Here is a 22,971-nt window from a genome sequence, read left to right as displayed (position 1 = left end):
TGCCTTGCGGGCAACGCGGGAAAGCGGCCCCGCTTCAGACAGTCCTCAGACGATGACGTTCAGCTTGCGCGCCAGGGACTCGATCTCCCCGCGCACCGAACCGGCCGAGGAGCCAAGCAGGACATTCATGCCGCGACGGGCGGCGGGCAGATCCGCCGACAGGATCATCCGCTTGACCGGCCCCACCCCGCCGGCCGGCGCCGACAGACGGGTGTAACCCAGGGTGATCAGGGCGAAGGCTTCCAGCGGACGACCGGCCAGTTCGCCGCACACCGAGACCGGCGTGGCGCTGTCGGCGCACTTCTGCTGGATCTCGGCCAGGGCGCGCAGGGCCGGCGGCGACAGGGGATCATAGCGGTCCGACACCAGCGGATTGGTCCGGTCGGCGGCGAACATGTACTGCAGCAGGTCGTTGGTGCCGATCGAGACGAAGTCGGTCAGAGGCAGAAGCGCGTCCAGGTGCCACAGCAGGCTGGGGCATTCGACCATGGCCCCGACACGCAGCAGGGACGGCAGGGGCCGCCCGCGACGCCGCGCCCAGTCGCATTCGACATCGACCAGTTCGCGCGCGGCGCGGAACTCGTCCACCGTGGCGATCATGGGGAACATGACGCGCAGCTCGCGCCCGGCGGCGGCGGCCAGCAGGGCCCGCACCTGCATCCGCAGCAGGGCCGGACGGTCGAGACCCAGACGAATGGCGCGACGGCCCAGAGCCGGGTTCTCTTCCCGCTCGTTGTCGAGATAGGGCAGGACCTTGTCGCCGCCGATATCCAGGGTGCGGAAGGTGACGGGGCGGCTCCCGGCTGCGTCCAGCACCAGCTTGTAAAGCGCGGTCTGCGCGTCCAGACGCGGCAGTTCGTCCGAGACCATGAACTGGAACTCGGTGCGGAACAGGCCGATGCCCTCGGCTCCCGTCGCGTCCAGATTCTCCAGATCCACGGCCAGACCGGCGTTGGTCAGGACGGTGATCCGCGTGCCGTCCTTGGTGACGGCGGGGATGTCGCGCAGCAGGTCGAACTCGGCCCGGCGCTGCTCGCGCACGGCCATCCGCGTCTGGACCGCCGCCAGCATGTCGGGACGTGGGCGCAGATAGGCCTCGCCCGTCTCGCCGTCGACGATGACTTGGTCGCCTTCCGACAGGCGGTCGCGCAGGCCTTGCAGACGGCCGACGCAGGGAATCTGCAGCGCCCGCGCCACGATGGCGGCGTGGCTGGCGGCCGAGCCTTCCTCCAGCAGCAGGCCGCGCAGCTTGTGACGCGGATACTCCAGCAGGTCGGCGGGGCCGAGGTTTCTGGCCACCAGGATGGCGTCGTCGGGCAGGTCGCGATGGCCGGGATTGTCGCCCGCCAGCACCCGCAGCAGACGGTTGGCCAGATCTTCGAAGTCGTGCAGCCGCTCGCGGATATAGGGGTCGCGGGCGTTGGCGAAGCGGGCGCGGTGTTCGTTGCGCACCCGATCGACGGCGGCCTCGGCGGTCAGGCCCGAGCGCACCGCCTCCTCCAGCGATCGGTTCCAGCCCCGGTCGTCGGCGAACATCCGATAGGTCTCGAGCACCTCGAACGAGGCGCCGCCCAGCTTGCCCTGACCGCCTTCCAGCATCAGATCAATGCCGGCCTTCAGCGCCGCCAGGGCTTCGGACAGACGCCTTTCCTCGGCGACCGGATCGTCGGACAGCAGTTGTTCGGGGGCCAGCGGGGCCTCGTGCTGGACGACGACGCCATAGGCCAGACCTTCGGCGAACTTCTGTCCCTTCAGCCGTTCGGGCCGGTGGGGCGCCACCTCGACGTCGCGCAGTTCGTCCTGGGCCAGAAGTTCGCCCGAGGCGACCGTCTCGGCCAGGACCATGGCAATGGTCTGGATGTCCTCGACCTCTTCCTCGTCATAGCGACGGGCGGCGCGGTTCTGGACGACCAGAACGCCGATGGCCCGGCCGCCGCGCAGCAGGGGCGCGCCGAGGAAGGCGTGGAAGGGGTCTTCGCCGGTTTCCGGGCGATAGGAGAAGCTGGGGTGGGTCGGGGCGTCCGACAGGCTGATCGGCTGGGCCAGCCGAGCCACCTCGCCGACCAGACCCTCGCCGGGACGTAAGCGCGTCTTGTGCACGGCCTCGGGGTTCAGGCCCTGGGTGGCGAACAGCTCCAGCTCGCCCGAGGCGCGGCGCAGATAGATGGAGCAGACCTCAGCGACCATGGACTGGGCGATGGTGCGCACCACCATGTCCAGCCGGTCCTGCGCCGGGCCGCCGCCGGCCATGGCTTCGCGGATCTGGCGCAGGAGGTTGCGAGGCCCCCTCGTCGTCAATCCGCCCTTCACCATGGTCGCTCCCGCCTTGCCGCCCGCCGATCGTCAGATAGGGCGGCCCTCGTGTTCATCCTATAGCGCGTCGAGCCCGTAGGCCGCATGCAGCGCCCGCACCGCCAGCTCGGAATAGGCGTCCTCGATCAGCACGCTGATCTTGATCTCCGAGGTGGAGATGGCCTGGAACTTGACGCCCTTGTCGGCCAGGGCCCGGAACATGGTCTGGGCCACGCCGGCATGGCTACGCATCCCCACCCCGATGACCGAGATCTTGGCCACGTCGGCGTCGATACGCAGCTCTTCAAAGCCGAGCTCAGCCTTGGCGGCGGTCATCATCTCGGCGGCGCGCTGGGCGTCGCGGCGTCCAGTTGTGAACGTGAGATTGACCGCGCCCTCGGTGCGGGCCTGGCTCTGCACGATCATGTCCACGTTGACGTTGGCCTCGGCCAGACGCGTGAAGACGTCGGCGGGCGCGTCGGTGCGGTCCGCCAGACCCAGCAGCGTGATCCGGGCTTCGTCCCGGCTCATGGTCACGCCGGAAACGATGCGCTTTTCCACGATCTCATCCTCGTCACAAATCAGGGTGCCGGCGTTTTCCGGCAGATTTCCATTTTCATCCGGCTCGATGAAGCTGGACAGGACCCGAACCGGGACCTGCTTGGCCATGGCCAGTTCGACCGAGCGCGTCTGCAGCACCTTGGCCCCGAGCGAGGCCATTTCCAGCATCTCCTCGTAGGAGACCTTTTCCAGGCGCCGCGCGCGGCTCTCGATACGGGGGTCGGTCGTGTAGACGCCGTCCACGTCGGTGTAGATGTCGCAAGGGGCGTTCAGCGCCGCCGCCACCGCCACCGCCGAGGTGTCGGAGCCGCCACGGCCCAGGGTCGTGATGCGGCCGTCGCGAGTCACGCCCTGGAAGCCGGGGACGACGGCGATCTGGCCGGCGTCGACGGCGGCGCCCAGGATGTCGCCGGGCACGTCCTCGATACGGGCGCGGCCGTGGGCGTCGTCGGTCAGGATCGGAATCTGCCAGCCCATCCAGCTGCGCGCGTTCAGACCCATGTTGCGTAGGGTCAGGGCCAGCAGGCCCGACGTCACCTGCTCGCCCGAGGCGACCACCACGTCGTATTCGTCGTCCGACAGGGGCAGGCCCGCGGCGGCGGGACCCGCGCCGTCGGTCCAGGCCACCAGCTCATTGGTCTTGCCGGCCATGGCGGACACCACCACGGCGATCTGTTTGCCCTTGGCGGCCTCGGCGGCGATAATTCGCGCCGCACGACGAATACGCTCGAGGTCCCCCATGGAGGTCCCCCCGAACTTCATCACCAGTCGTGTCGTTTCGGGCCGCGTCATCGTGGCGTTTCGTCCCCTGCTTGCATGGGCGGCCAAGGCGGTTCATGCCTGCGGCCATGTCCGCTTCTAACGACAGCCTTGAGCCGCGCAAACCCCAAAGCGAAGAGGGTTTTTCACCCTTTGCTGCCGATCGTGCCGAGGGGCCGAGCATCGATCCCGCCGATGTCGCCCGTTTCTCGGCCCAGGCGGCCGAGTGGTGGGACCCGAAAGGGCCGTTCGCCCCCCTGCACCGCTTCAATCCGGCGCGGCTGAAATTCGTCCGCGACCGCGCCGCCGCGCATTTCGGCCGCGACGTTCGGACGCGCGCGCCGTTTGAGGGCCTCAGCCTGATCGACATCGGCTGCGGCGGCGGCCTGATCGCCGAGCCGATGCGGCGCATGGGCTTTGAGGTCACGGCCCTGGACGCCTCGTCCGAGAATATCGGAACGGCCCGCGCCCATGCCGAACAGATGGGTCTCGACATCGCCTATCGCGCCGCCACCGTCGAACAGATGGTGGAAGCGGGCGCCGGGCCGTTCGATGTGGTCCTGACCATGGAGGTGATCGAGCACGTCGCCGATCCCGAAGCCTTCGTCCGCGCCTGCTCCAAGCTGATCAAGCCGGGCGGCCTGATGATCGTCGCCACCCTGAACCGCACGCTGAAGGGCCTGCTGCTGGGCAAGGTCGCGGCGGAGTACGTGCTGCGCTGGGTCCCCGCCGGCACCCACGACTGGCGCCAGTTCCTCAAGCCCGAGGAACTGCGCGCCATGCTGGACGGCGAGCCGCTGACCGTCACCGGCCCGTTCGGCCTGGCCTACGACCCGCTGAACGACCGCTGGAGCGAGGGCGACGACGTGGACATCAACTACATGATGATGGCGACGCGGGACGCCTGACCGCTCAGAGCGTCCGGATCATGTAGCGGGCGTCGGCGCCGTAGCTGGCCAGCTTCTCGGCCATGCCGGGCGGGTTCTGGACGACGAAGCCGTTGCGCTCCCAGAAGGCCGTCGCCTCGTTGACCGCCACCAGGGCGATTTCCTTCCAGCCCGCCGCCTTCGCCTGTTCCGCCAGACGCTCGACGATGAGGCGGGTATGGCCGCCGCCGCGCGCAGCGGGATGCAGGGCCAGGTCGTGCAGATAGACGACCTCGGCGTCGGCGGGGACGGCGCCGATCAGGCTGTCCAGCGGCGGCGCGGCGTTCCGCCGCCAGGGATAGGCCATCAGATAGCCCACGACGGTTCCAGCCGGATCGGACAGGACGAAGCAGCCCTCGGGCGCCAGGGCCTGCCGCTCGGCGAAGCACTCGCGCGCCTCGAAATGATCGGGAAAGGACAGGCGGGCGACCGCCACGACGCCGTCGACGTCGCCCGGCGTCATCGGCCGCCAGTCTAGCTGGGGCAGCGGGCGTTCAGTTCCGCCTTGTTGAAGATCCACTCCACACTCCGGGTTTCGTCGTCATTCGCCCCTTCGATGCGGGCGGTCAGCACATCCCCAGAGGCGCTGACGGTGCGCTGATAGAGGATGCGGTGCGGAAAGTCGTTGGCGGGGTTGGCGAAGACCACCCGCTGCGGCCCGCTTTCGATCAGACGAAAGGGGGTGGGCGCGGCCCCGCCCGGCTGGGCCACATAGGCCAGGACGCCATCCTGCAAGGGGGCGATGCGCGCGAACTCGAAGCCGCTGCGGCCATTGCGCACGGTCATGGTATGACCAACCTGAAGGCCCGCACGCGGGTCGCTCCAGGTCTCCGACGCCTCGCGCCCTCGCGAGCAGTCCAGCCAGTAGCCGGCCAGCCACGACAGGTCGGGCGCGGGCGGCGTCGCCTGCAGCAGAGCGGCGGCCGAAAGCGCGGTCAGCAAAGCCATCGAAGTCTCCCTCCTCGGTTCGAAAAGGAGCCTAGATCAATCCGGCCTGTCACGCTTGTAGGATTGCGACGCCAGCCGCCGCGCCAGCTCCATCTGATCGCGCGCCCATTCGGTCGCGGTGCAGCCGAGGAAGCGGCGGAAGTCGCGGGCCATCTGCGGCTGGTCGAAATAGCCGGCGGCCAGACCGGCCTCCAGCCAGGAGGCGGCGTCGGCGTCCGGGCCCGTCGCATGGTCGAAGACGCGGCGAAAGCGGAAGACGGAGCGCAGGGTGCGCGGCGCCACGCCGACGCGGTCGCGGAAACGGCGTTGCAGGGCGCGGCGTTCGGCCGGATTGAGCAACGGCCCCTCGTCCTCGCGCTCGACGGCGGCGACCTGGGCGCGGACGGCGGGGTCGATGCGCCAACCGCCCGCCTGGCGCTGGCCTTCCAGCCAGTCGGTCAGGGCCGCCGCCTGCCCGGCCGGATCGCCGGGCGGCGCCGTGAAGCCGCGCAGCCGCGCTGTGAGGTCCCGCCGCAGATCCGTCGCCTCGATCAACGGACGTCCGAGAAAGTCCCGCGCCCCGTCCGGCTCGAACTTGGCGGCGACGATCTCCACCGGGCCGACGGGGCGGATGGCCATGGGCCGGGTCATCTGACCGGCGAAGATGACCGGCGTCTGGGGCCGAAAGACGCCGTCCTCGCCTGCCTCCTCGTAGGGGGCGGCCAGGTCGATCACCAGTTCGGGACAGCCGTCAGGGGCGATGCGCTGCACCCCGCCGGTCGGATGCGGCGCCGCATAGGTCCACAGGACACGCACGAAGGGGCGCAGGGATTCAGGCGGCGCGAATTCCTCGTAGCGCTCCCCCTCCCCCATGCCGTGTCAGTTCGCTTTCTTGGGGTCGGGCGGAAGGCTGGGCAGGGGGGCGCAGGGCACGCCGTCGTCCTTCAGCTTCTTGATGTCGGCGGGCGTGGCCTCGCCGTAGATCTCGCGCTTCTCCGAGCGGCCCTCGTGGATGTCGCGGGCTTCGCGAGCGAAGGCGTCGCCGACGTAGTCGAAATTCTGTTCGACGTGCTCGCGGACCTCGCGCGCCGCCTGCATCATCATGCTCTGCATCTGCTTCATCGCGTCGGGCGAAGGCGCGGCCTTCTTCGTGCCCGAGACGGCCGGCGCCATCACCTGCTTGCGCACGTTGCTGGAGCCGCAGAAGGGGCATTCGACCAGGCCGCGCGCCGCCTGATCGTCATAGTCGGACGAGGAGGCGAACCAGGCCTCGAAGCCGTGATCGTGGTCGCAGGACAGGGCGTAGCGGATCATGACGGCCCGATCATTGCGGCCAGTCGAAATCGCGATCGTGCAGCAGGGAAGGCACCGCCTGCCGCGCGCGCTGGACCGCGCTCAAATCGAGCGTCGCAGGGACGACGCAGGGCGCGTCATGCTCGGCCCTGGCGATGACCTCGCCCCAGGGTCCGACGACCAGCGACCGGCCCCAGGTCTGGCGGCCGTCCTCGTGGGCGCCGCCCTGGGCCGGGGCCAGGACGAAGGCGCCGGTCTCGATGGCGCGGGCGCGCAACAGGGTCTCCCAGTGAGCCTCGCCGGTCGGGCGGGTGAAGGCGGCGGGCACGGCGATCATCGACGCCCCCGTCTTGGCCAGGGCGCGATAGAGGTGCGGAAAGCGCACGTCGTAGCAGATGCTGAGGCCCAGTCGGCCCCAGGGGGTCTCGGCCGCCGTCGCGCCGACGCCGGGCCGAACCGAGGCGCTCTCGCGATAGGTCTCACCGCCCGGCAGATCGACGTCGAAGACGTGCAGCTTGTCATAGCGGGCGACCACCGCCCCCGTCGGATCGACCAGCAGGGAGCGGTTGGCGGCGCGCTCGTCGCCGGGCGCGTCCGAGCGCACGATGGCCGAGCCGATCAGCAGCCAGACGCCCAGTTCGTCCGCCAAACGGCGCAGGCCGAGGACGGCGGCGTCGGCGTCCTCGCCCGACAGGGCGGCGTCGCGCAGACCGCGGCGCTGCTCGAGGAAGTTCGTGCCCTCGGGCGTCAGGATCAGCCTGGCCCCGCCCGCCGCCGCCTCGCGGATCAGCGGCTCGACATGGGCCAGCCCCGCGTCCGCCGTCGCCGGCGTCCGCGTCTGGATCAGCGCGATGTCGAGCCGTTCAGTCATCAGGCCGCCAGCAGGGGGTCCAGGCCGCCGCGACGGTCCAGGGCGTGAATGTCGTCCGAGCCGCCGACGTGCTGGCCGTTGATGAAGATCTGCGGGAAGGTGGCCTTGCCGCCCGAACGCTCGACCATCTCGGCCTTCTTTTCCGGGTCGTTGGAGGCGACGATCTCGGTGAATTCCACGCCCTTGCGCGTCAGCAGGCCCATGGCGGTGACGCAATAGGGGCAACCGGGCTTGGTGTAGATGACGACTTCAGCCAACTCAGAGTCTCCTTACTCAAATTCACCCCCTACTTAGGCGGTTCGCGCGCGGTTCGCACCCTCGCGATGACGGCCAGGTCCACGGCGCGGGCGCCCGCCTCGACCAGCACCCGCGCGCAGGCCTCGGCGGTGGCCCCCGTGGTCAGAACATCGTCGATCAGCAGGATGCGCCGGCCCTTGATGCGGCGACGCCCCGCCTCGGTCACGGTGAAGGCGGATCTGACGTTCATGCGCCGCCCGCGCGCCGACTTGCCGCCCTGGCTGGCGGTCGACGCGGCCCGGATCAGGGCGTCGGGCAGGTAGTCCAGCCCGGCGGTGCGGGCCAATGGTCGCGCGATCTCGGCGGCCTGATTGAAGCGCCGCGCCAGGAGGCGGCTGCGATGCAGGGGCACCGGGACCACGGCGTCGGCCTCGGCCACCACGTCCGCGCCCGACCGCGCGATCCAGCGGGCGAACAGGGGGGCGAACTGCTGCTGGTCGCCGTGCTTGAACTTGAGGATCAGGCCGCGCGAGGCCTCGTCATAGACGCAGGCCGCCCGGGCGCGGGCGAAGGCGTAGGGCTGGACCTGACAGGCCAGGCAGCGGTCGGAAGCGAAGTCGCCGCCGTCGTATTCGAACGCCGCGCCGCAGCCGTCGCAGACCGGCGCCTCCAGAAACACGACCCGGCTCCAGGCGTCGGGCGACAGGCCGGCCGAGGCCGTGGCCTCGCGGCTGTCGTGGGCCATCGGCGGCAGCAGCAGGTCCAGCAGACCGCGCGCCATGCCGCGACCGCCCAGCGATATACGCGACGTCGCGTCTTTCAATCCGGCCCGCCAGCCCCCATCCTGAACGGACATGAGCGCCCCCTCCTCCGGTCCCCCGATCATCTTCGACGCCGCCCGCCGCGCCGCGCGCCTGAGCCGCGCCGCCCGCCGCTTCCCCGACGCCGACTTCCTGCACCTGCGCGCCGCCGAGAATGCGGTGAACAGTCTGGAGGTGATCCTGCGCGAGTTTCACACGCCCGTCGACCTGTCGCCCCACCCCGGCGTCTTCGCCCGCGCCCTGGCCGACAGCCCGGCGCAGGAACGCGTGGCCGAGGTCCGCGCCGTCGGATCGACGACCGAGCGCGCCGCGCCGGGGGCCGGGCCTCTGGGGCTGGAGGACGGCTCGGCCGACCTGATCGTCAACCTGCTGGGCCTGCACTGGGCCAACGACCTGCCGGGGGCGTTGGCCCAGATCCGCCGTGCGCTGAAGCCGGACGGCCTGTTCGTCGCCAGCCTGTTCGGCGCCGCGACCCTGAAAGAGCTGCGCGGGGTGCTGACCGAGGCCGAGTTGGAGGTAAGCGGCGGGGCGCAGGCGCGAATTTCACCCTTCGCCGACGGTTTCGACGGCGCAGCCCTGCTGCAACGGGCCGGGTTCGCCCTGCCGGTGACGGACGTGGACCGGGTGACGGTGCGCTATGCTGACCCCTTCGCCCTGATGCGCGACCTGCGGGCCATGGGCGAGACCAATGTTCTGGCTGGGCCGATCCGGCCGTTGAGCCGCGCTGTTCTGGCCCGCGCGGCGCAGCTTTACGCTGAACGCTACGCCGAGGCGGACGGGCGCATTCCGGCGACCTTCGAGATGGTGCATCTGGCCGGATGGGCCCCGCACGACAGCCAGCAGAAGCCGGCCCGGCGCGGCTCGGCCAAGACACGGCTGGCCGATGCTCTGGGCGTCAGGGAACAGGGCCGCGACTAGGCGGCGAACGCGGCGGCCCTAGCTGATCGCGGTGCTGATGATGTTGCCGAACCACTCGAACATGCCCACCGCCTTCGAGGTGAAGGCGCCCACGGCGGCGACGATGGCCAGGAAGACCAGGCCGGCGATCAGGCCGTATTCAATGGCGGTGGCGCCGCTGTCGTCGCGATAGAAACGGCCGATGAAACGTCGCATCCCGGCCCCTCCCTCGGCGCCTGATCAGAGCAGGTCGCGCAACCAGGCGACCAGGGGTTCGTCGGCCGGCGGCATGGGATAGTCCGACAACTTGTTCGGCTTCACCCAGGCCAGACCCGCGTGTTCACGGGCCGTGACCACGCCGGACCAGCGCCGGCACAGATACAGTGGCATCAAGAGGTGAAAGGAATCGTAAGCGTGACTGGTAAACACGAAGGGGGCCAGGCAGGCCTCGTTCACGTCGATGTCCAGCTCTTCCTTCAGCTCGCGGATCAGGGCCGCTTCCGGCCGCTCGCCCGGCTCGACCTTGCCGCCGGGAAACTCCCACAGTCCGGCCAATTGCTTGCCCTCAGGCCGCTTGGCGATCAGGACGCGGCCGTCGGGATCGACCAGGGCGACGGCGACGACGAGGACGGTGGGGACGGTGGGGACAGCGGGCGCCTCGCTCACGAGCGATAGTCCCCGTTGATCTCGATGTAGCGTTTGGTCAGATCGCAGGTCCAGACCGTGGCTGAGGCCCGGCCCGAACCGACGTGGACGGTGATGTCGATCTCGGCGTTCTTCATATAGGCGCTCATCTTCGCCTCGTCGTAGGTCGGCGAAGGCGCCCCGTCGACGGCGGCGACGTGGGGACCAAAATTGATCGCCAGACGGTCGCGGTCGACCGCTTCCTCGGTCTTGCCCACGGCCATGACGATGCGGCCCCAGTTGGCGTCCTCGCCGGCGATGGCGGTCTTGACCAGGGGGCTGTCGGCGATCGACTTGGCCAGTTTGCGGGCCGAGGCGGGGCTGGCGGCGCCGTCCACGGTGACGCGCACGAACTTGGTCGCGCCCTCGCCGTCCTTGACCAGCTGGTGGGCCAGGTCGAGCATGACCCGGTCCAGAGCGGCGGAGAAGTCCTTCAGGCGGCGGTCGCCGACCCGACCGATGCGCGGCGCGCCCGAGGCGCCGGTAGCGAACAGCAGGGCCGTGTCATTGGTCGAGGTGTCGCCGTCCACGGTCACACTGTTGAAGGTGGTGCGGACGTGCAGGTTCAGCAGGGCCTTCAGCACCGGCGGGGCGATGTTCGCGTCGGTGACGATGAAGCCCAGCATGGTCGCCATGTCGGGCGCGATCATGCCCGAGCCCTTGGCGATGCCGGCGATCCTGACCTTGACGCCCTCGATCTCACATTCCGCGTAAGAGCCCTTGGGGAAGGTGTCCGTGGTCATGATGCCGAGGCCCGCCTGGGCCCAGGCGTCGGCCTTCAGTCCGGCTTCGATGTCGGGCAGGCGGGCGGTGATCTTCTTCTCGTCCAGCACCACGCCGATGACCCCGGTCGAGGCCAGCATGACGTCGCGCTGGCGGCAGTCGAAGCGCTTGGCGACCTCTGAGGCCGTGCGGCGGGCGGCGTCGGCCCCGGCCTTGCCGGTGAAGGCGTTGGCGCAGCCGGCGTTGACGACCAGGGCCTTGACCCCCTCGCCGCCCTTGTCGGCGTCCAGCTGACGCTTGCACCAGTCGACGGGGGCCGAGCCGACCTTGTGGCGGGTGAAGACGCCGGCGCAGGAGGCCCCCTCAGGGAAGTGGAAGACCACCAGATCGTCGCGCTCGTGCTTGTAGAAGCCGGCGCGGGCGGTGGCGATCTCGACCCCGCCGATGGGCGGAATGGTCGGGAAGGGCACGGCCAGGGGCGAGATCATCAGGCCCGGCTTGCCGGGCTTGGCGGCGGCCGGCTGGGTGGCGCGCTTCAGGGCCGAGGCCAGGGGGTCCAGCGCCTTTTCGATGGCGGATTCGATCATCTGGCCGGTCGAACCGGACTTGGACACGGGCGGACGGTTCATGAGGCGGCGGTTCCGGCGGGAGTGACGGGAGCGGCTGGCGCCGCTGCAACGGGAGGAGCCGGCCTGGCGGCCGGTTTGGCGGGATTGAGGAAGACCTCGACCGCGGCCTTGCCGCGAAGTTGCTCCAGCAGTTGGCGCACGCCCTCGTAGGTCAGGTAGCGGACAATAAGAGGGCGGGCCTGATCCAGGGTCGGCGGGGTCTCCAGCCGGCGATCCTCGACGCGCAGCACGGCCCAGCCGCCTTCGCCCTGAACCGGACCAACCACGGCACCCGGTGCCTGACCCCGCACGGCGGCGGCGTAGGCGTCGGGCAGGACGTCGAGCGTCGAATAGCCCAGGTCTCCGCCGGAATAGCGGGTGGCGTCGTCGACCGAGCGCTGGGCGGCCACGGCCTCGAAGGCGGCGCCCTGGCCCAGGACGCCGACCACGGCGTCGGCCTGTTCCTTGGTGTGCGACAGGATCAGGCGGACCCGGACCTCCTCGGTTGTCTGCGCCCGGCGCTGCTGCTCCTGATAGAGGCGTTCGACCGCCTGATCGGACACGGCGCCGCTGACCACGGATTCCACAAGCATGTCGCCGAGGATGCGTTCGTGCACCGCTTCCAGCCGGCGCTGGGCGGCGGGGTTCTTGTCCAGACCGCGACGGCGGGCCTCGGCGGCCAGCAGCTTCTGATCGACCACCTCGTCCAGGACGCGGCGGAACAGCTCGGACTTGACGTCCAGCGGGTCGCCCTCGCCGACCAGGCCTTGCGCCACCGCTTCACGACGCACGTCCGAGGCCCAGACCGAACGGTCCAGCACCCGCGCCACGATCAGATCGTCTTTTTCCGGCGGGGTCTCCGCGTCGCCGCGCCCGCAGGCGGCCGTCAGCGTCAGGGCCAGCAAGGCCGACGCCAGCACGGGCCGCAGGGTTCGAAAGGAGGGACGCGAAAGACGCATCAGGCGCTCCGGGCAGGGGCGAAAACAGGGTCCTGAGGGCCTGTCTCGGCAGGCCCGTGAAAACCCCTCGCGTTGACAGGGGTTAGGGCGGTGCTTAAGTCCCGGCTGCGCCCAAGTCGAGGGGTTTTCGATCGTCTGCGCGGCCCCTGCGCACGCCTCGTATTTCGGGGGTCGTTGGGACCGGCGTCGATCCGGGCCTTCTAGATCACGACGCTTCCTGTTTCAGAGCCTTCAGCCGCTCGACCGCCTTTACCGGATCGCCCATGCTCGGCTTCGCCAAGAAAATCCTCGGCTCCTCCAACGACCGCAAGGTCAAGGCCTTCCAGGCCCAGGCGCAAAAGATCAACGCCCTGGAATCCAAGTTCGAGGCCTTCTCGGACGACGAACTGCGCATGATGACGCAGACCTTCAAGGACCGCATCGAGGCCGGCGAGAGCCTGGACAAGCTGCAGAACGAAGCCTTCGCCGTGGTGCGCGAGGCCTCCAAGCGGGTCATGGGCCAGCGTCAGTACGACGTGCAACTGGCCGGCGGCATGATCCTGCATGAAGGCGGCATCGCCGAAATGCGGACCGGCGAAGGCAAGACCCTGGTGGCCGTGGCCCCGGTCTATCTGAACGCCCTGGCGGGCAAGGGCGTCCACGTCATCACCGTCAACGACTATCTGGCGCGCCGCGACGCCGAGACCATGGGCAAGATCTACCGCTTCCTGGGCCTGGAAGTCGGCGTCATCGTCAATGGTCTGTCGCAGGGTCAGCGTCAGGCGGCCTACAACGCCGACATCACCTACGGCACCAACAACGAATTCGGCTTCGACTATCTGCGCGACAATCTGGTCTATGACCGTCGCGAGATGGTGCAGCGCAGCCACCACTTCGCCATCGTCGATGAAGTCGACTCCATTCTGATCGACGAGGCGCGCACCCCCCTGATCATCTCGGGCCCGACCGAGGACCGTTCGGACCTCTACAAGATCGTCGACGCGATCGTGAAAGAGCTGATCCAGGACAAGGCCACCTTCGACCTGGACGAAAAGCAGCGCCAGGCCCTGCTGACCGAGTTGGGCTCGGAACGCATCGAGCAGATGCTGGAGGCCGGCGGCCACTTCGCCGAGGACACCAACGACCTCTATGACCCGGCCAACGTCAGCCTGGTCCACCACACCAATCAGGCCCTGCGCGCCAACACCCTGTACCAGCGCGACAAGGACTACATCATCAAGGGCGGCGAGATCGTCCTGATCGACGAATACACCGGCCGCATGATGACGGGCCGTCGCCTGTCCGAAGGTCTTCACCAGGCCATCGAGGCCAAGGAAGACGTCAAGATCATGCCCGAGAACCAGACCCTGGCCTCGGTGACCATCCAGAACTACTTCCGCCTCTACGAGAAGCTGTCCGGCATGACCGGCACGGCCGCGACCGAGGCCCAGGAATTCCTCGACATCTACAAGATGGACGTCCTGGAAGTGCCGACCAACCGTCCGGTCCTGCGCAAGGACTATGACGACGAGGTCTATCGCACCTTCAAGGAAAAGAACGCGGCCATCGCCGCCCAGATCGCCGACTGCCATGTGCGCGGCCAGCCGATCCTGGTCGGCACCGTCTCGATCGAGAAGTCCGAGGAACTGTCCGAGGTCCTCAACACCTATGACTACAAGGTCGAGACTGGCCGCACCCTCAAGGCCGAATACGCCGGCCGCGAGAAGGAGGCCCAGAAGGTCGGCGACGACGCCTATGACATCACCTACGTCACCGGCCGCGGCATCCCGCACAACGTCCTGAACGCGCGTCAGCACGAACAGGAAGCCTATATCGTCGCCGACGCCGGTCTGCCGGGCGCAGTGACCATCGCCACCAACATGGCCGGCCGCGGCACCGACATCCAGCTGGGCGGCAACCTGGAAATGCGCATCCAGCGCTGGACCCAGGACCAGCGCAACCTGGCCATTGAGGTCACGCCCGAGATGCTGGCCGTCGTGGAGGCCGAGTACAAGTCCGAGATCGCCGTCCACCGCGAAACGGCCCTGGCCGCCGGCGGCCTGTTCGTCCTCGGCACCGAGCGCCACGAAAGCCGCCGCATCGACAACCAGCTGCGCGGCCGCACCGGCCGTCAGGGCGACCCCGGCACCTCGAAATTCTACCTGTCGTGCGAAGACGACCTGCTGCGCATCTTCGCCGGCGACCGTCTGGACTCGATCATGCGCAGCTTCGGCGTGGCCGAAGGCGAGGCCATCAGCCACCCCTGGCTGAACCGCGCCGTCGAAACCGCCCAGAAGCGGGTCGAAGCGCGCAACTACGACATGCGCAAGAACGTGCTGAAGTACGACGACGTCGTGAACGACCAGCGCAAGGCCGTGTTCGAACAGCGCCAGGAGTTCATGGACTCCGAGGACCTGTCGGAACTGGTCACGGACTTCCGTCTGGACGTCGTCTCCGACCTGGTCGAGCGCTACATGCCGCCCAAGGCCTATGCCGAGCAGTGGGACATGGAAGGGCTGGACGAGAAGGTCCGCTCGACCCTGGGTCTGGAGCTGCCGCTCAAGGACTGGGCCGCCGAGGAAGGCGTCTCGAACGAAGAGATCGAGGAGCGCATCAACGCCGCCGCCGACGCCCGCGCCGCCGAACGTCTGGAGATGATCGGCGCCGACCAGACCCGCGGTCTGGAAAAGCAGTTCATGCTGCAGATGATCGACATGCAGTGGCGCGAGCACCTGGTCCATCTGGACCACCTGCGCGGCGTCATCGGCCTGCGCGGCTACGGCCAGCGCGATCCGCTGAACGAATACAAGACCGAAGCCTTCAACCTGTTCGAGACGCTGCTGCACGACCTGCGCCACAACGTCACCCGCTGGCTGATGACGGTCGAGTTCCGCTTCGAGGCGCCGCCGGCCATGGAGATGCCCGAGTTCCAGGAAATCCACCTGAACCCCGGCACCGGCGAGAACGAAATGACCAATCCGTCGGCCCAGAACCCGGAAGGCATGCTGACCGGCGACGACCGCTCGAAGCTGCCGGTCGAGGCCCTGCCCGTCGGCTGGGAACGCACCAGCCGCAACGCCGACTGCCCTTGCCATTCGGGCCGCAAGTTCAAGCACTGCCACGGCAGTTTGATCTAGGCGCGCTGCCGCGCGGCGCTACGCTCGCGACGCGGTCGCTCGCTGCTTGAGCGCCAAACACCTGGGTTGAGAGAGGCGGGCTCGCATGGCGGGTCCGCCTCTTTTCTGTTGGGTGGATGCACGATCCGAGTAAGGTCGAGACATGAGCTACAAGCCCCTCTTCTCGCGCGCCCTGGGTCTGGATCCCGAGCGGCTGCATTTCGCCGCCCACAGCCATCACCTGTGGCCCGACGCCAGCTTCGACGCCCAGGTCCAGGCCTGGGCCGAGGCCAACCGCTTCGCCGACCGCAAGTGGGACCTGGTATTCGGCGAGGTCATTCCCGAGGCGCAAGGTCATGTGGCGAAAGAGCTGAACCTGCCGTCGCCCGACAGCCTGATCTTCACCTCCAACACCCATGACCTGCTGATCCGCCTGGTCTCGGGCGTCGAGAAGAAGCCGGTGCGCATCCTGTCCACCGACGGCGAGTTCCATTCCTTCCGCCGCCAGTCCGAGCGCTGGGAGGAAGCCGGCGAGGCCGTGGTCACGCGCGTGCCCCTGCATCCCTTCGCCACCTTCGCCGAGCGTTTCGTCGCGGCGGCGCGGGCGGGCGGGCATGACCTGATCCTGGTCAGCCAGGTCTTCTTCCGCACCGGCCAGGTGTTCGACGCGGTCGCCGAACTGGCGGCCCTGGCCGACCCGGCGGGGCCGTGGGTGGTGGTCGACGGCTATCACGGCTTCATGGCGACGCCGACCGACCTGTCGGCGACAGCGGATAAGGTCTTCTATCTGGCCGGCGGCTACAAATACGCCATGGCGGGCGAAGGCGCCTGCTTCCTGCATTCCCCGCCCGGCTTCTGCCCGCGCCCGGTCATCACCGGCTGGTTCGCCGAGTTCGGCCATCTGGAAGGCCCGCCCGGCGGGGTCCAGTACCGCACCGACGGCGGCCGTTTCTGGGGCGCCACCTTCGACGTCAGCGCGCTTTACCGCTTCAACGCCGTGCGCCGGATGCTGGACGAGCAGGGCCTGACCACCGCCGACGTCGCCGCCCATGCGCGGGGCTTGCAGGCCCGGTTCCAGGCGGCGGTCCGGGGCGGCGAGGCCGGCGCCCTGTCGCAGGCCGAGATCCTCAACCCGGTCGAGGGCGAGGCGCCGCGCGCCCGCTTCCTGGCCCTGCGCTCGGACGAGGCGTCGCGCTGGAAGGCCGACCTGCAGCACATGAACGTGGTCACCGACGTGCGCGACGACGTGATCCGCTTCGGCTTCAGCCTCTATCAGTCCGACGAGGACGTGGAACGACTGATCCACGCCTGCGCCCGCCTGGACTAAAGCCTCAGAAGAACAGGCTGTCGTCCTGACGCTGCGCCTCGGGCGGGCGTCGGGGGGCGGACGGTCGCGGCGCGGGCCGCGAAGGCGATGCGGGAGGGGCGGCGCGCGGCGGCGCAGTGTCAGCCTCGGCGACGGCCGCGCCCTGACCGTCCCCGTCGTCGAAGATCGAGCGCCAGATCGAGGTCGCGGCCTTTGGCGGCGCCTCGACCGGGGCCTGGGCCGGAGGAGGTTCTCCCGGCCCCACCGCCGGATAGGACACGGGCGAAACCGCTTTTGCCTCAGACCGGGCTGTCGCTGCAGGCGCGGGCGGCGCCAGCGCGACGTCCGCCGCCGCCGTCGATCCCCCTGGAGCGGCCGCCTTCCATAGAATGACTAGGCCCAGCGCCAGCAGGATCAGGCCGATCACAGCGCCGATCAGCGACCCCAGAAGGATACGCGGCAGAGCGGACGGGGCGGCGGGCGACGACATCGCCCTCAGGCCTAGCACCGAACGGCCCGACGACAACCCCCAGGGCGCGCATCCTGAAGTCGGCGACGAAGACCCTAGACCGCGAGGTCGAGCAGGGCGTCGCGCGCCACATCGGCATGGGTCATGGGAAACAGGTGCCCGCCGCCCGCGACCGTTTCCACCTGCAGCGGTCCGGACGTGGACGCGGCGCACAGGCTGCCGATTTCGGCCTTCAGGATACGCACTGCGCCGGGGTAGCGCTTCAACGCGCGCCACGGATTGTGCGCCTGGGCGGCGTAGTTCGAGGCCTCCCAGGCCGGGGCGCAGGTCAGTTCGAAACCCTGATCCGTCTCGTGCAGCCCATCGACCAGATAGTCGGCCAGCATCATGTCGGGCCAGCCCTTGAACGCGCCCCGCCCGCGATAGCCGGCCAGTGCCTGCTCGCGGCTGTCGAACAGGGCGCGGCGTCTGCGCGTGCCGGCCACGATGGGATTACGCTCGGCCAGCCGCCCGACCAGGGGCAGGTTCATCGCCAGCACCATCTCGCGGCGCCAGATCACCGGGTCCAGCAACAACAGGCGCGACACCCGCTCGGGCCGTTCCGCCGCCGCCATCAGGCCGCTGGTCCCGCCGATGGAATGACCGGCCAGGGCCACCGGCGGGCCGTCGACGGCGTCCAGCAGCGCGATCAGGTCGTCGCGGTGATCCTTCCAGCTGCGCCGCCCCTCGGGCCGGGCGGGCAGACGGGTCCGGCCATGCCCGCGCAGGTCGGGCGCCCATATGCGCAGGGCTCCCGACAAGGGCTGCAGCAGGGCGCGATAGGTCCAGGCGTTGAAGCCGTTGGCGTGGGCGAAGACCAGGTCGACCGGACGCTCCGGATCGCCGAAGTCGAGAACGGCCATGTCGCCCCCGCCCCAGCGGTTGTCGATGGGAACCGTCAGACGACGCGGCGCCGACAGGGCCAGGGCGTCCATCGGCGTCAGGCCGCCACGCGGCAGGCCGGGCAGCGGCCGTGGCCCTCGATCGTGGTGCGCTCGATGGCGTAGCCGGCCGAGGCGGCCGCCTCGGCGAAGGCGTCGCCCCCGGCCACGGCGACCTCCTCGGTCGCGCCGCAGCAGTCACAGATCAGGAAGGCGGCGGCATGGGTCCGGCTGTCGTCCGCGTTGGCGGTGCAGGCGACATAGGCGCTGATCGAGGCGATGCGGTGGACCACCCCCCGACGCTCCAGAAACTCCAGGGCGCGATAGACGGTGGGCGGCTTGGCGGCCTGGCCGTCCACGCCGAAACGGGCGATCAGGTCATAGGCCTTGACCGGCTCGCCCGCCGCCAGCAGCAACTCCAGCACACGACGGCGCGGCGCGGTCATGCGCTCGCCCTCGACCGCGCACTGGGCCTCTACGGACGCCAGCGCCCGTTCAACCTCGGCGGGGCCGGGTCGGCTGTCGGCATGATCGTGATCGCAAGCGGCGCCCATGCCTCACAGCTAAGGGGTCCGAGGCCGCGCCGCAACCGGCGCCGACGCCGCGCGGCCCATCCGCGTCCGGCGTTCACCGAACCGTCGCGTTTGCCGCGCGCTCGACCATAGGCTAGAAGGCCCGACCTTTCTGTTCAGAGCCGATCCGTACCAACATGACCGACACCACGTCCCAAGCGTCCGGCGCCCTGTCCGGCAACGTCCTGTTCTACACGCAGCCGGAGCCGATTTCGCTCGAAGCCCACGGCAAGCTGGGCGTGACGCCGGCCGACAAGCCCTACGCCTTCGTCGCCCAGACCAACATCGTGCCGCTGACCGTGACCGAGTTCGCGCCCGCCGCCCTGTCCTATCCGATCGTCTTCGTCGGCGATCTGAAGCAGCCGGTCGTGGCCATGGGTCTGCGCCAGAACGACAACCTGTTCATCCAGGACGGCGACTTCCGTCCCGACGCCTACATCCCCGCCTATGTGCGCCGCTATCCGTTCGTCTTCGCCAACGACGAAGGGCAGAACCGCATGATTCTGTGCATCGACCGCGGCGCGGCCTTCGTCGGCGAGAACGGCGAGGTTCCGCTGTTCGAGAACGGCCAGCCCAGCGACTACGTCAACAACGCGATGGAGTTCTGCAACAACTTCGAGCAGGAGCGCCTGCGCACGGAGTCCTTCGTCAAGCTGCTGATCGACCTGGACCTGTTCGAAACCCGCGAAGCCTCCTTCACCCCGCGCAACCCGGACGGCTCGGCCGGTCAGGTTCAGAAGCTGGCCGAATACTTCGCCGTCTCGGAAGACAAGCTGAAGGCCCTGCCGGCCGACAAGCTGGTCGAGCTGCGCGACAACGGCGCCCTGGGCCAGATCTACGCCCACCTGGTGTCGCTGCTGGGCTGGGACCGCCTGATCGCCATGGCCTTCACGCGCGCCGCCGCCGAAACCCCGGCCGCCGCCAACGCATAATTCTCAGGGGCCTACCGCGCATTCGCGCTGCTTGAGGCCGCTTTGAATGCAATGAAAACGCCCCGTCAGGAAACTGGCGGGGCGTTTTTCTGTATTCAGCGCCGGGCGATCAGGCCGCGGGTCAGGCAGGAGAAGACCAGCCGCCCCGCCTCGTCCAGCAGGTCGTGCTGGGCGATGACGAGGCCCTTCTCGTCGCCTACCGGGTCCTTGCCCATCACCGTCAGCCGCCCGCGCAGCAGTTCGCCCGGCGGCGGATTGCGCAGGAAGCGCAGGCCGTCGACCGCCAGCATCTTGGCTCCGGCCCAGCCGCCCGCCTTCTCGACCGACAGCCGGCTCCACAGGGCGTAGACCAGGGCGTCCGGCGCGCCGTAGGCGACGTCCCACCCCGGCGCGAAGCGTTCGGCGAAGACGTCCAGGGCCTCGGCGTCCACAGCGCAAGCGCCCAGGGGGATGACCTGGCCGACCTCGAGATCCTCGAAATGGACGTGCAGAGGTTCGGTCATCCGGCGGGCTTCCTGTCCTGACGCCTGGCCTCAGGCGGCGGGTTCTTCCGACACCCGCACCAGCAGCTTGCCGTCATGGTCGCCGGTGAACAAGCGGTTCAACGACGTGACCGCCCCTTCCAGGCCGTCATCGACGTGGACCTTCCACTGGATCTTCCCGTCCGCCAGCCACGGCCCCATCTCCGCGACCATCTCGCGGGCCCGGTGGGCGTAGTCGAGCACCAGGAAGCCCTGGACGTTCAGGCGGTGGGTGATGATGCGGCTGAAGTTCGGCGAGGGCGGCATCCGCGTGGCGTTGTAGGACGAGATCAGGCCGCAGACGGCCATGCGGGCATGGACGTTCAGCCGGTTCCACACCGCGATCATGATGTCGCCGCCGACGTTCTCGAAATTGAGGTCGACGCCGTTGGGTGCCAGACGGTCCAGCGCCGCGCCGACGTCCTCGTTCTTGTAGTCGACGGCGGCGTCGAAGCCGAGCTCCTCGGTCAGCCAGCGGCACTTGTCCGGCCCGCCGGCGATGCCGATGACGCGGGCGCCGCGCTGCTTGGCCACCTGGCCGGCGATGGAGCCGACCGCCCCCGCCGCCGCCGAGATCACCAGGGTCTCGCCGGCCTTGGCCTTCAGCACGTCAGTGACGCCGAAATAGGCGGTCAGGCCGGTCATCCCCAGCACCGACAGATTGGCCGTCAGCGGCATTCCCGGCGCGCGGTGCACCGGACGCAGCCCCTGCTCATGCACCACCGCATAGTCGGCCCAGCCGCCCGACAGGGGCGTGACCACGTCCCCGTCCTTGAAGCGTTCGGACTTCGACTGCTCGACCACGCCCAGCGTCAGGCCGCGCATGACCTCGCCCAGGCCCACCGGCGGCAGATAGCCCTCGGAATCGTTCATCCAGGTGCGGTTGGTCGGATCCAGCGACAGATAGACGGTGCGAACCAGCACCTCGCCGTCCTTCAGATCCGGCACGGGCGACTCGATCAGTTCCAGATCGCCGTCCTGAATCAGCCCCTTGGGGCGTTGGCGAAGAACCCACTGACGATTGCGAAGGGCCATGGCGCGTCTCCGATGCGTTTTCTTTAAGAACTCTATAGTGCGGCATGCCGCGCCTCTGTCGAGGCCTCCCAAGAAAAAAGCGGACCGTTTCGGGTCCGCTTGAGGTGGCATCATCGAGAATGAGGCGCGGAGCCGGCAGACTGGCGAGCCAGTCATAAGTCGGGGGGCTTCGCCGTCTCCGCTCTGGCATAACGACGGCTGGCATCGCGGGTTCCCCCGCGACGCGGGAATAAATCGCCCGTCCCTCTCGACCGGAACGGCAGCGCCGCGGCCCGCGTTTCCTAGGCAGACTTCTGACTCGGAGAGCGCGATGACCCATCAGGATCCCCACTCCCACTCCGCCGACGCCGTCGAACACCACGCGCCGATCGAAGCCCAGTATGTCCGTCAGGGCCGGGGCGGCGTGCGCATCCTGTGGCTGCTGATCCTGTCGGGCGGGGCGACCGCCGTCCTGCTCCTGGGGATGTGGCTGCTCAGCAACGGCGGCTTCCAGACCGTCAATCCCGACGCTGACCGACGCCCCGCCGAGACGGCCGCCGTCGACGGAAATCCGCCGCCCACGCCGGCGACCTGAATTGAAAACGGCCCCGACGGCGAACCATCGGGGCCGGGTCGGCGCGCCTGAGCTCAGGCGGCCTGTTTCTGGCGCGAAGGATGGAAGAACAGCGCCTGGCTGATGGCCGCCTTCACCGTTTCCGGCTGGAAGGGCTTGGTGATCAGGAAGGTCGGCTCGGGCCGTTCGCCGGTCAGCAGCCGCTCGGGGAAGGCGGTGATGAAGATGACCGGCACGTCGAACCGCTTGAGGATGTCCTTGACCGCGTCGATGCCCGACGAACCGTCGGCCAGCTGGATGTCGGCCAGGACCAGGCCGGGGCGGTGGCGGGTCACGGCGTCCACCGCTTCGTCGTGGGTGGTGGCGGTGCCGGTGACGCGGTGGCCCAACTCCTTGACCAGGCTTTCGATGTCGGCCGAGATGATGGCCTCGTCCTCGATGATCAGGACGTCGGTGGCCAGTTCGGCGTCGATGTCGGACTGGGCCTCAGAGATCAGGCGCTCCACGGTGCGCGGATCAACGCTGAGAATCTGCGCGGCCTCGGACGGGGTGAACCCCTCCAGCGCGGTCAGCAGAAAGGCCTGGCGCGAACGCGGCGAAATCCGCATCAGACGGCGCGAGGCGTCGTCGCCGCCTTCCAGGCCGCTGCCGTCCTCAAGCTGGGCCCCCGTCGACGACCAGATGGCGTGGAAGACGTGATAGAGGGCCACGCGCGGCGTCATGTCGGTCGGCAGCTGACGCTCGCCCGCGGCCAGCGCCTCCAGAGCGACACGAACATAGTTGTCGCCCGTGCTCTGGTCCCCGGTCAGGGCGCGCGCGTAGCGGCGGACGTAGGGCAGATGCGGCGCAAGCCTAGCCAGAAGACTCATACAATTTCCCCGACGGTTAGGGCCCTCGACCCGAGGGCGCAGCGACTCCAATCAACGTATCAAATCCGCAACGGTTCCCGTCGCCGCTTCAAGCTTGAGCATAAAAATGCACAGGACTAGGAACCGTTCGACCGAGGCGGC

The 22,971-nt window shown here is 69.0% G+C and carries 26 protein-coding genes; 7 read left to right on the top strand and 19 right to left on the bottom strand.

What is annotated here, in order from left to right; translation table 11 throughout:
- Window positions 1-45: 45 nt before the first annotated feature.
- Both ptsP and AC3IS2_RS00245 read right to left on the bottom strand, forming a co-directional pair.
- Window positions 46-2,250 carry a phosphoenolpyruvate--protein phosphotransferase gene (ptsP, locus tag AC3IS2_RS00250; protein WP_489200167.1) on the bottom strand — a complete coding sequence of 735 codons (2,205 nt, stop codon included), beginning with the start codon at window positions 2,248-2,250 and terminating at the stop codon, window positions 46-48.
- A gap of 120 nt (window positions 2,251-2,370) precedes the next feature.
- On the bottom strand, window positions 2,371-3,645 hold the full coding sequence (locus AC3IS2_RS00245; protein WP_489198670.1) for an aspartate kinase: 1,275 nt from the start codon (window positions 3,643-3,645) through the stop codon (window positions 2,371-2,373).
- On the opposite strand from AC3IS2_RS00245, the gene AC3IS2_RS00240 reads away from it, so the two are divergent.
- Together AC3IS2_RS00240 and ubiG are read left to right on the top strand one after the other, a co-directional pair.
- Complete coding sequence (locus AC3IS2_RS00240; RefSeq protein ID WP_255413100.1) at window positions 3,593-3,715, top strand: hypothetical protein; 123 nt, start codon at window positions 3,593-3,595, stop codon at window positions 3,713-3,715. The two genes, AC3IS2_RS00245 and AC3IS2_RS00240, sit on opposite strands and share 53 nt — an antisense overlap.
- Window positions 3,702-4,520, top strand: coding sequence for a bifunctional 2-polyprenyl-6-hydroxyphenol methylase/3-demethylubiquinol 3-O-methyltransferase UbiG (gene ubiG, locus AC3IS2_RS00235; RefSeq protein ID WP_489198669.1), 819 nt, complete (start codon window positions 3,702-3,704; stop codon window positions 4,518-4,520). Before AC3IS2_RS00240 ends, ubiG begins: the two co-directional genes overlap by 14 nt.
- 4 nt (window positions 4,521-4,524) lie before the next feature.
- Here the strand turns inward: ubiG and AC3IS2_RS00230 are convergent, their stop codons facing one another.
- From AC3IS2_RS00230 to AC3IS2_RS00200, 7 genes are read right to left on the bottom strand one after another with little or no spacing between them, the layout of a single operon-like run.
- Window positions 4,525-5,058, bottom strand: a complete 534-nt coding sequence (locus AC3IS2_RS00230; protein ID WP_489198668.1) for a GNAT family N-acetyltransferase — start codon at window positions 5,056-5,058, stop codon at window positions 4,525-4,527.
- Window positions 5,013-5,486 carry a DUF6265 family protein gene (locus AC3IS2_RS00225; protein ID WP_489198667.1) on the bottom strand — a complete coding sequence of 158 codons (474 nt, stop codon included), beginning with the start codon at window positions 5,484-5,486 and terminating at the stop codon, window positions 5,013-5,015. The genes AC3IS2_RS00230 and AC3IS2_RS00225 overlap by 46 nt, the downstream gene beginning before the upstream one ends.
- A gap of 36 nt (window positions 5,487-5,522) precedes the next feature.
- Entirely contained in the window at window positions 5,523-6,338 is an 816-nt protein-coding gene (locus tag AC3IS2_RS00220) for an AraC family transcriptional regulator (RefSeq protein WP_489198666.1), read from the bottom strand.
- 6 nt (window positions 6,339-6,344) lie between these two features.
- Window positions 6,345-6,779 (bottom strand): DUF1178 family protein, encoded by a 435-nt coding sequence (locus AC3IS2_RS00215; RefSeq protein ID WP_489198665.1) that lies wholly within the window; start codon window positions 6,777-6,779, stop codon window positions 6,345-6,347.
- A 10-nt stretch (window positions 6,780-6,789) separates the two neighbouring features.
- Entirely contained in the window at window positions 6,790-7,629 is an 840-nt protein-coding gene (locus AC3IS2_RS00210; protein ID WP_489198664.1) for a carbon-nitrogen hydrolase family protein, read from the bottom strand.
- Window positions 7,629-7,886, bottom strand: a complete 258-nt coding sequence (grxC, locus tag AC3IS2_RS00205) for a glutaredoxin 3 (RefSeq protein WP_489198663.1) — start codon at window positions 7,884-7,886, stop codon at window positions 7,629-7,631. Before grxC ends, AC3IS2_RS00210 begins: the two co-directional genes overlap by 1 nt.
- 29 nt (window positions 7,887-7,915) lie before the next feature.
- The gene (locus AC3IS2_RS00200) at window positions 7,916-8,722 is read right to left on the bottom strand and encodes a ComFC family protein (RefSeq protein WP_489198662.1); all 807 of its coding nucleotides are present in this window, start codon (window positions 8,720-8,722) and stop codon (window positions 7,916-7,918) included.
- Here AC3IS2_RS00200 and AC3IS2_RS00195 point away from each other — a divergent pair.
- Window positions 8,721-9,605 (top strand): methyltransferase domain-containing protein, encoded by an 885-nt coding sequence (locus tag AC3IS2_RS00195; RefSeq protein ID WP_489198661.1) that lies wholly within the window; start codon window positions 8,721-8,723, stop codon window positions 9,603-9,605. The genes AC3IS2_RS00200 and AC3IS2_RS00195 overlap by 2 nt on opposite strands.
- 18 nt (window positions 9,606-9,623) lie before the next feature.
- On the opposite strand, the gene AC3IS2_RS00190 is transcribed toward AC3IS2_RS00195, so the two are convergent.
- The 4 genes from AC3IS2_RS00190 to AC3IS2_RS00175 are packed head-to-tail and all read right to left on the bottom strand — an operon-like array spanning window position 9,624 to window position 12,558.
- Window positions 9,624-9,800, bottom strand: coding sequence for a Flp family type IVb pilin (locus AC3IS2_RS00190; protein WP_489198660.1), 177 nt, complete (start codon window positions 9,798-9,800; stop codon window positions 9,624-9,626).
- A 24-nt stretch (window positions 9,801-9,824) separates the two neighbouring features.
- A complete protein-coding gene (locus tag AC3IS2_RS00185; RefSeq protein ID WP_489198659.1) occupies window positions 9,825-10,250 on the bottom strand; it encodes a (deoxy)nucleoside triphosphate pyrophosphohydrolase in 426 nt (141 codons plus the stop codon).
- The gene (gene argJ, locus AC3IS2_RS00180; protein WP_489198658.1) at window positions 10,247-11,620 is read right to left on the bottom strand and encodes a bifunctional glutamate N-acetyltransferase/amino-acid acetyltransferase ArgJ; all 1,374 of its coding nucleotides are present in this window, start codon (window positions 11,618-11,620) and stop codon (window positions 10,247-10,249) included. Before argJ ends, AC3IS2_RS00185 begins: the two co-directional genes overlap by 4 nt.
- The gene (locus AC3IS2_RS00175; protein ID WP_489198657.1) at window positions 11,617-12,558 is read right to left on the bottom strand and encodes a peptidylprolyl isomerase; all 942 of its coding nucleotides are present in this window, start codon (window positions 12,556-12,558) and stop codon (window positions 11,617-11,619) included. Before AC3IS2_RS00175 ends, argJ begins: the two co-directional genes overlap by 4 nt.
- A gap of 263 nt (window positions 12,559-12,821) precedes the next feature.
- On the opposite strand from AC3IS2_RS00175, the gene secA reads away from it, so the two are divergent.
- The gene (gene secA / locus AC3IS2_RS00170) at window positions 12,822-15,674 is read left to right on the top strand and encodes a preprotein translocase subunit SecA (protein WP_489198656.1); all 2,853 of its coding nucleotides are present in this window, start codon (window positions 12,822-12,824) and stop codon (window positions 15,672-15,674) included.
- A 142-nt stretch (window positions 15,675-15,816) separates the two neighbouring features.
- Complete coding sequence (locus AC3IS2_RS00165; protein ID WP_489198655.1) at window positions 15,817-16,980, top strand: aminotransferase class V-fold PLP-dependent enzyme; 1,164 nt, start codon at window positions 15,817-15,819, stop codon at window positions 16,978-16,980.
- Between the two features lie 4 nt (window positions 16,981-16,984).
- Here AC3IS2_RS00165 and AC3IS2_RS00160 read toward each other — a convergent pair whose 3' ends face one another.
- The 3 genes from AC3IS2_RS00160 to AC3IS2_RS00150 form a co-directional block, all read right to left on the bottom strand.
- Complete coding sequence (locus AC3IS2_RS00160; RefSeq protein ID WP_489198654.1) at window positions 16,985-17,449, bottom strand: hypothetical protein; 465 nt, start codon at window positions 17,447-17,449, stop codon at window positions 16,985-16,987.
- A 74-nt stretch (window positions 17,450-17,523) separates the two neighbouring features.
- Entirely contained in the window at window positions 17,524-18,402 is an 879-nt protein-coding gene (locus tag AC3IS2_RS00155) for an alpha/beta fold hydrolase (RefSeq protein WP_489198653.1), read from the bottom strand.
- A gap of 5 nt (window positions 18,403-18,407) precedes the next feature.
- A complete protein-coding gene (locus tag AC3IS2_RS00150; RefSeq protein WP_489198652.1) occupies window positions 18,408-18,902 on the bottom strand; it encodes a Fur family transcriptional regulator in 495 nt (164 codons plus the stop codon).
- 155 nt (window positions 18,903-19,057) lie between these two features.
- On the opposite strand from AC3IS2_RS00150, the gene AC3IS2_RS00145 reads away from it, so the two are divergent.
- Window positions 19,058-19,852, top strand: a complete 795-nt coding sequence (locus tag AC3IS2_RS00145; protein WP_489198651.1) for a SapC family protein — start codon at window positions 19,058-19,060, stop codon at window positions 19,850-19,852.
- A 95-nt stretch (window positions 19,853-19,947) separates the two neighbouring features.
- On the opposite strand, the gene AC3IS2_RS00140 is transcribed toward AC3IS2_RS00145, so the two are convergent.
- The gene (locus tag AC3IS2_RS00140; protein WP_489198650.1) at window positions 19,948-20,355 is read right to left on the bottom strand and encodes a MaoC family dehydratase; all 408 of its coding nucleotides are present in this window, start codon (window positions 20,353-20,355) and stop codon (window positions 19,948-19,950) included.
- A 30-nt stretch (window positions 20,356-20,385) separates the two neighbouring features.
- Entirely contained in the window at window positions 20,386-21,408 is a 1,023-nt protein-coding gene (locus AC3IS2_RS00135; RefSeq protein ID WP_489198649.1) for an NADP-dependent oxidoreductase, read from the bottom strand.
- Between the two features lie 310 nt (window positions 21,409-21,718).
- Between AC3IS2_RS00135 and AC3IS2_RS00130 the strand changes: the two genes are divergently transcribed.
- Window positions 21,719-21,982 (top strand): hypothetical protein, encoded by a 264-nt coding sequence (locus AC3IS2_RS00130; RefSeq protein ID WP_489198648.1) that lies wholly within the window; start codon window positions 21,719-21,721, stop codon window positions 21,980-21,982.
- A gap of 53 nt (window positions 21,983-22,035) precedes the next feature.
- Here AC3IS2_RS00130 and phyR read toward each other — a convergent pair whose 3' ends face one another.
- Complete coding sequence (gene phyR / locus AC3IS2_RS00125; RefSeq protein WP_489198647.1) at window positions 22,036-22,830, bottom strand: anti-anti sigma factor/receiver protein PhyR; 795 nt, start codon at window positions 22,828-22,830, stop codon at window positions 22,036-22,038.
- Window positions 22,831-22,971 lie beyond the last annotated feature (141 nt).

This window comes from Brevundimonas sp. KH_025, assembly GCF_057839885.1.
Note: the sequence above shows the minus strand (reverse complement) of the source record. Positions and strands in the feature narration are given on the sequence as shown.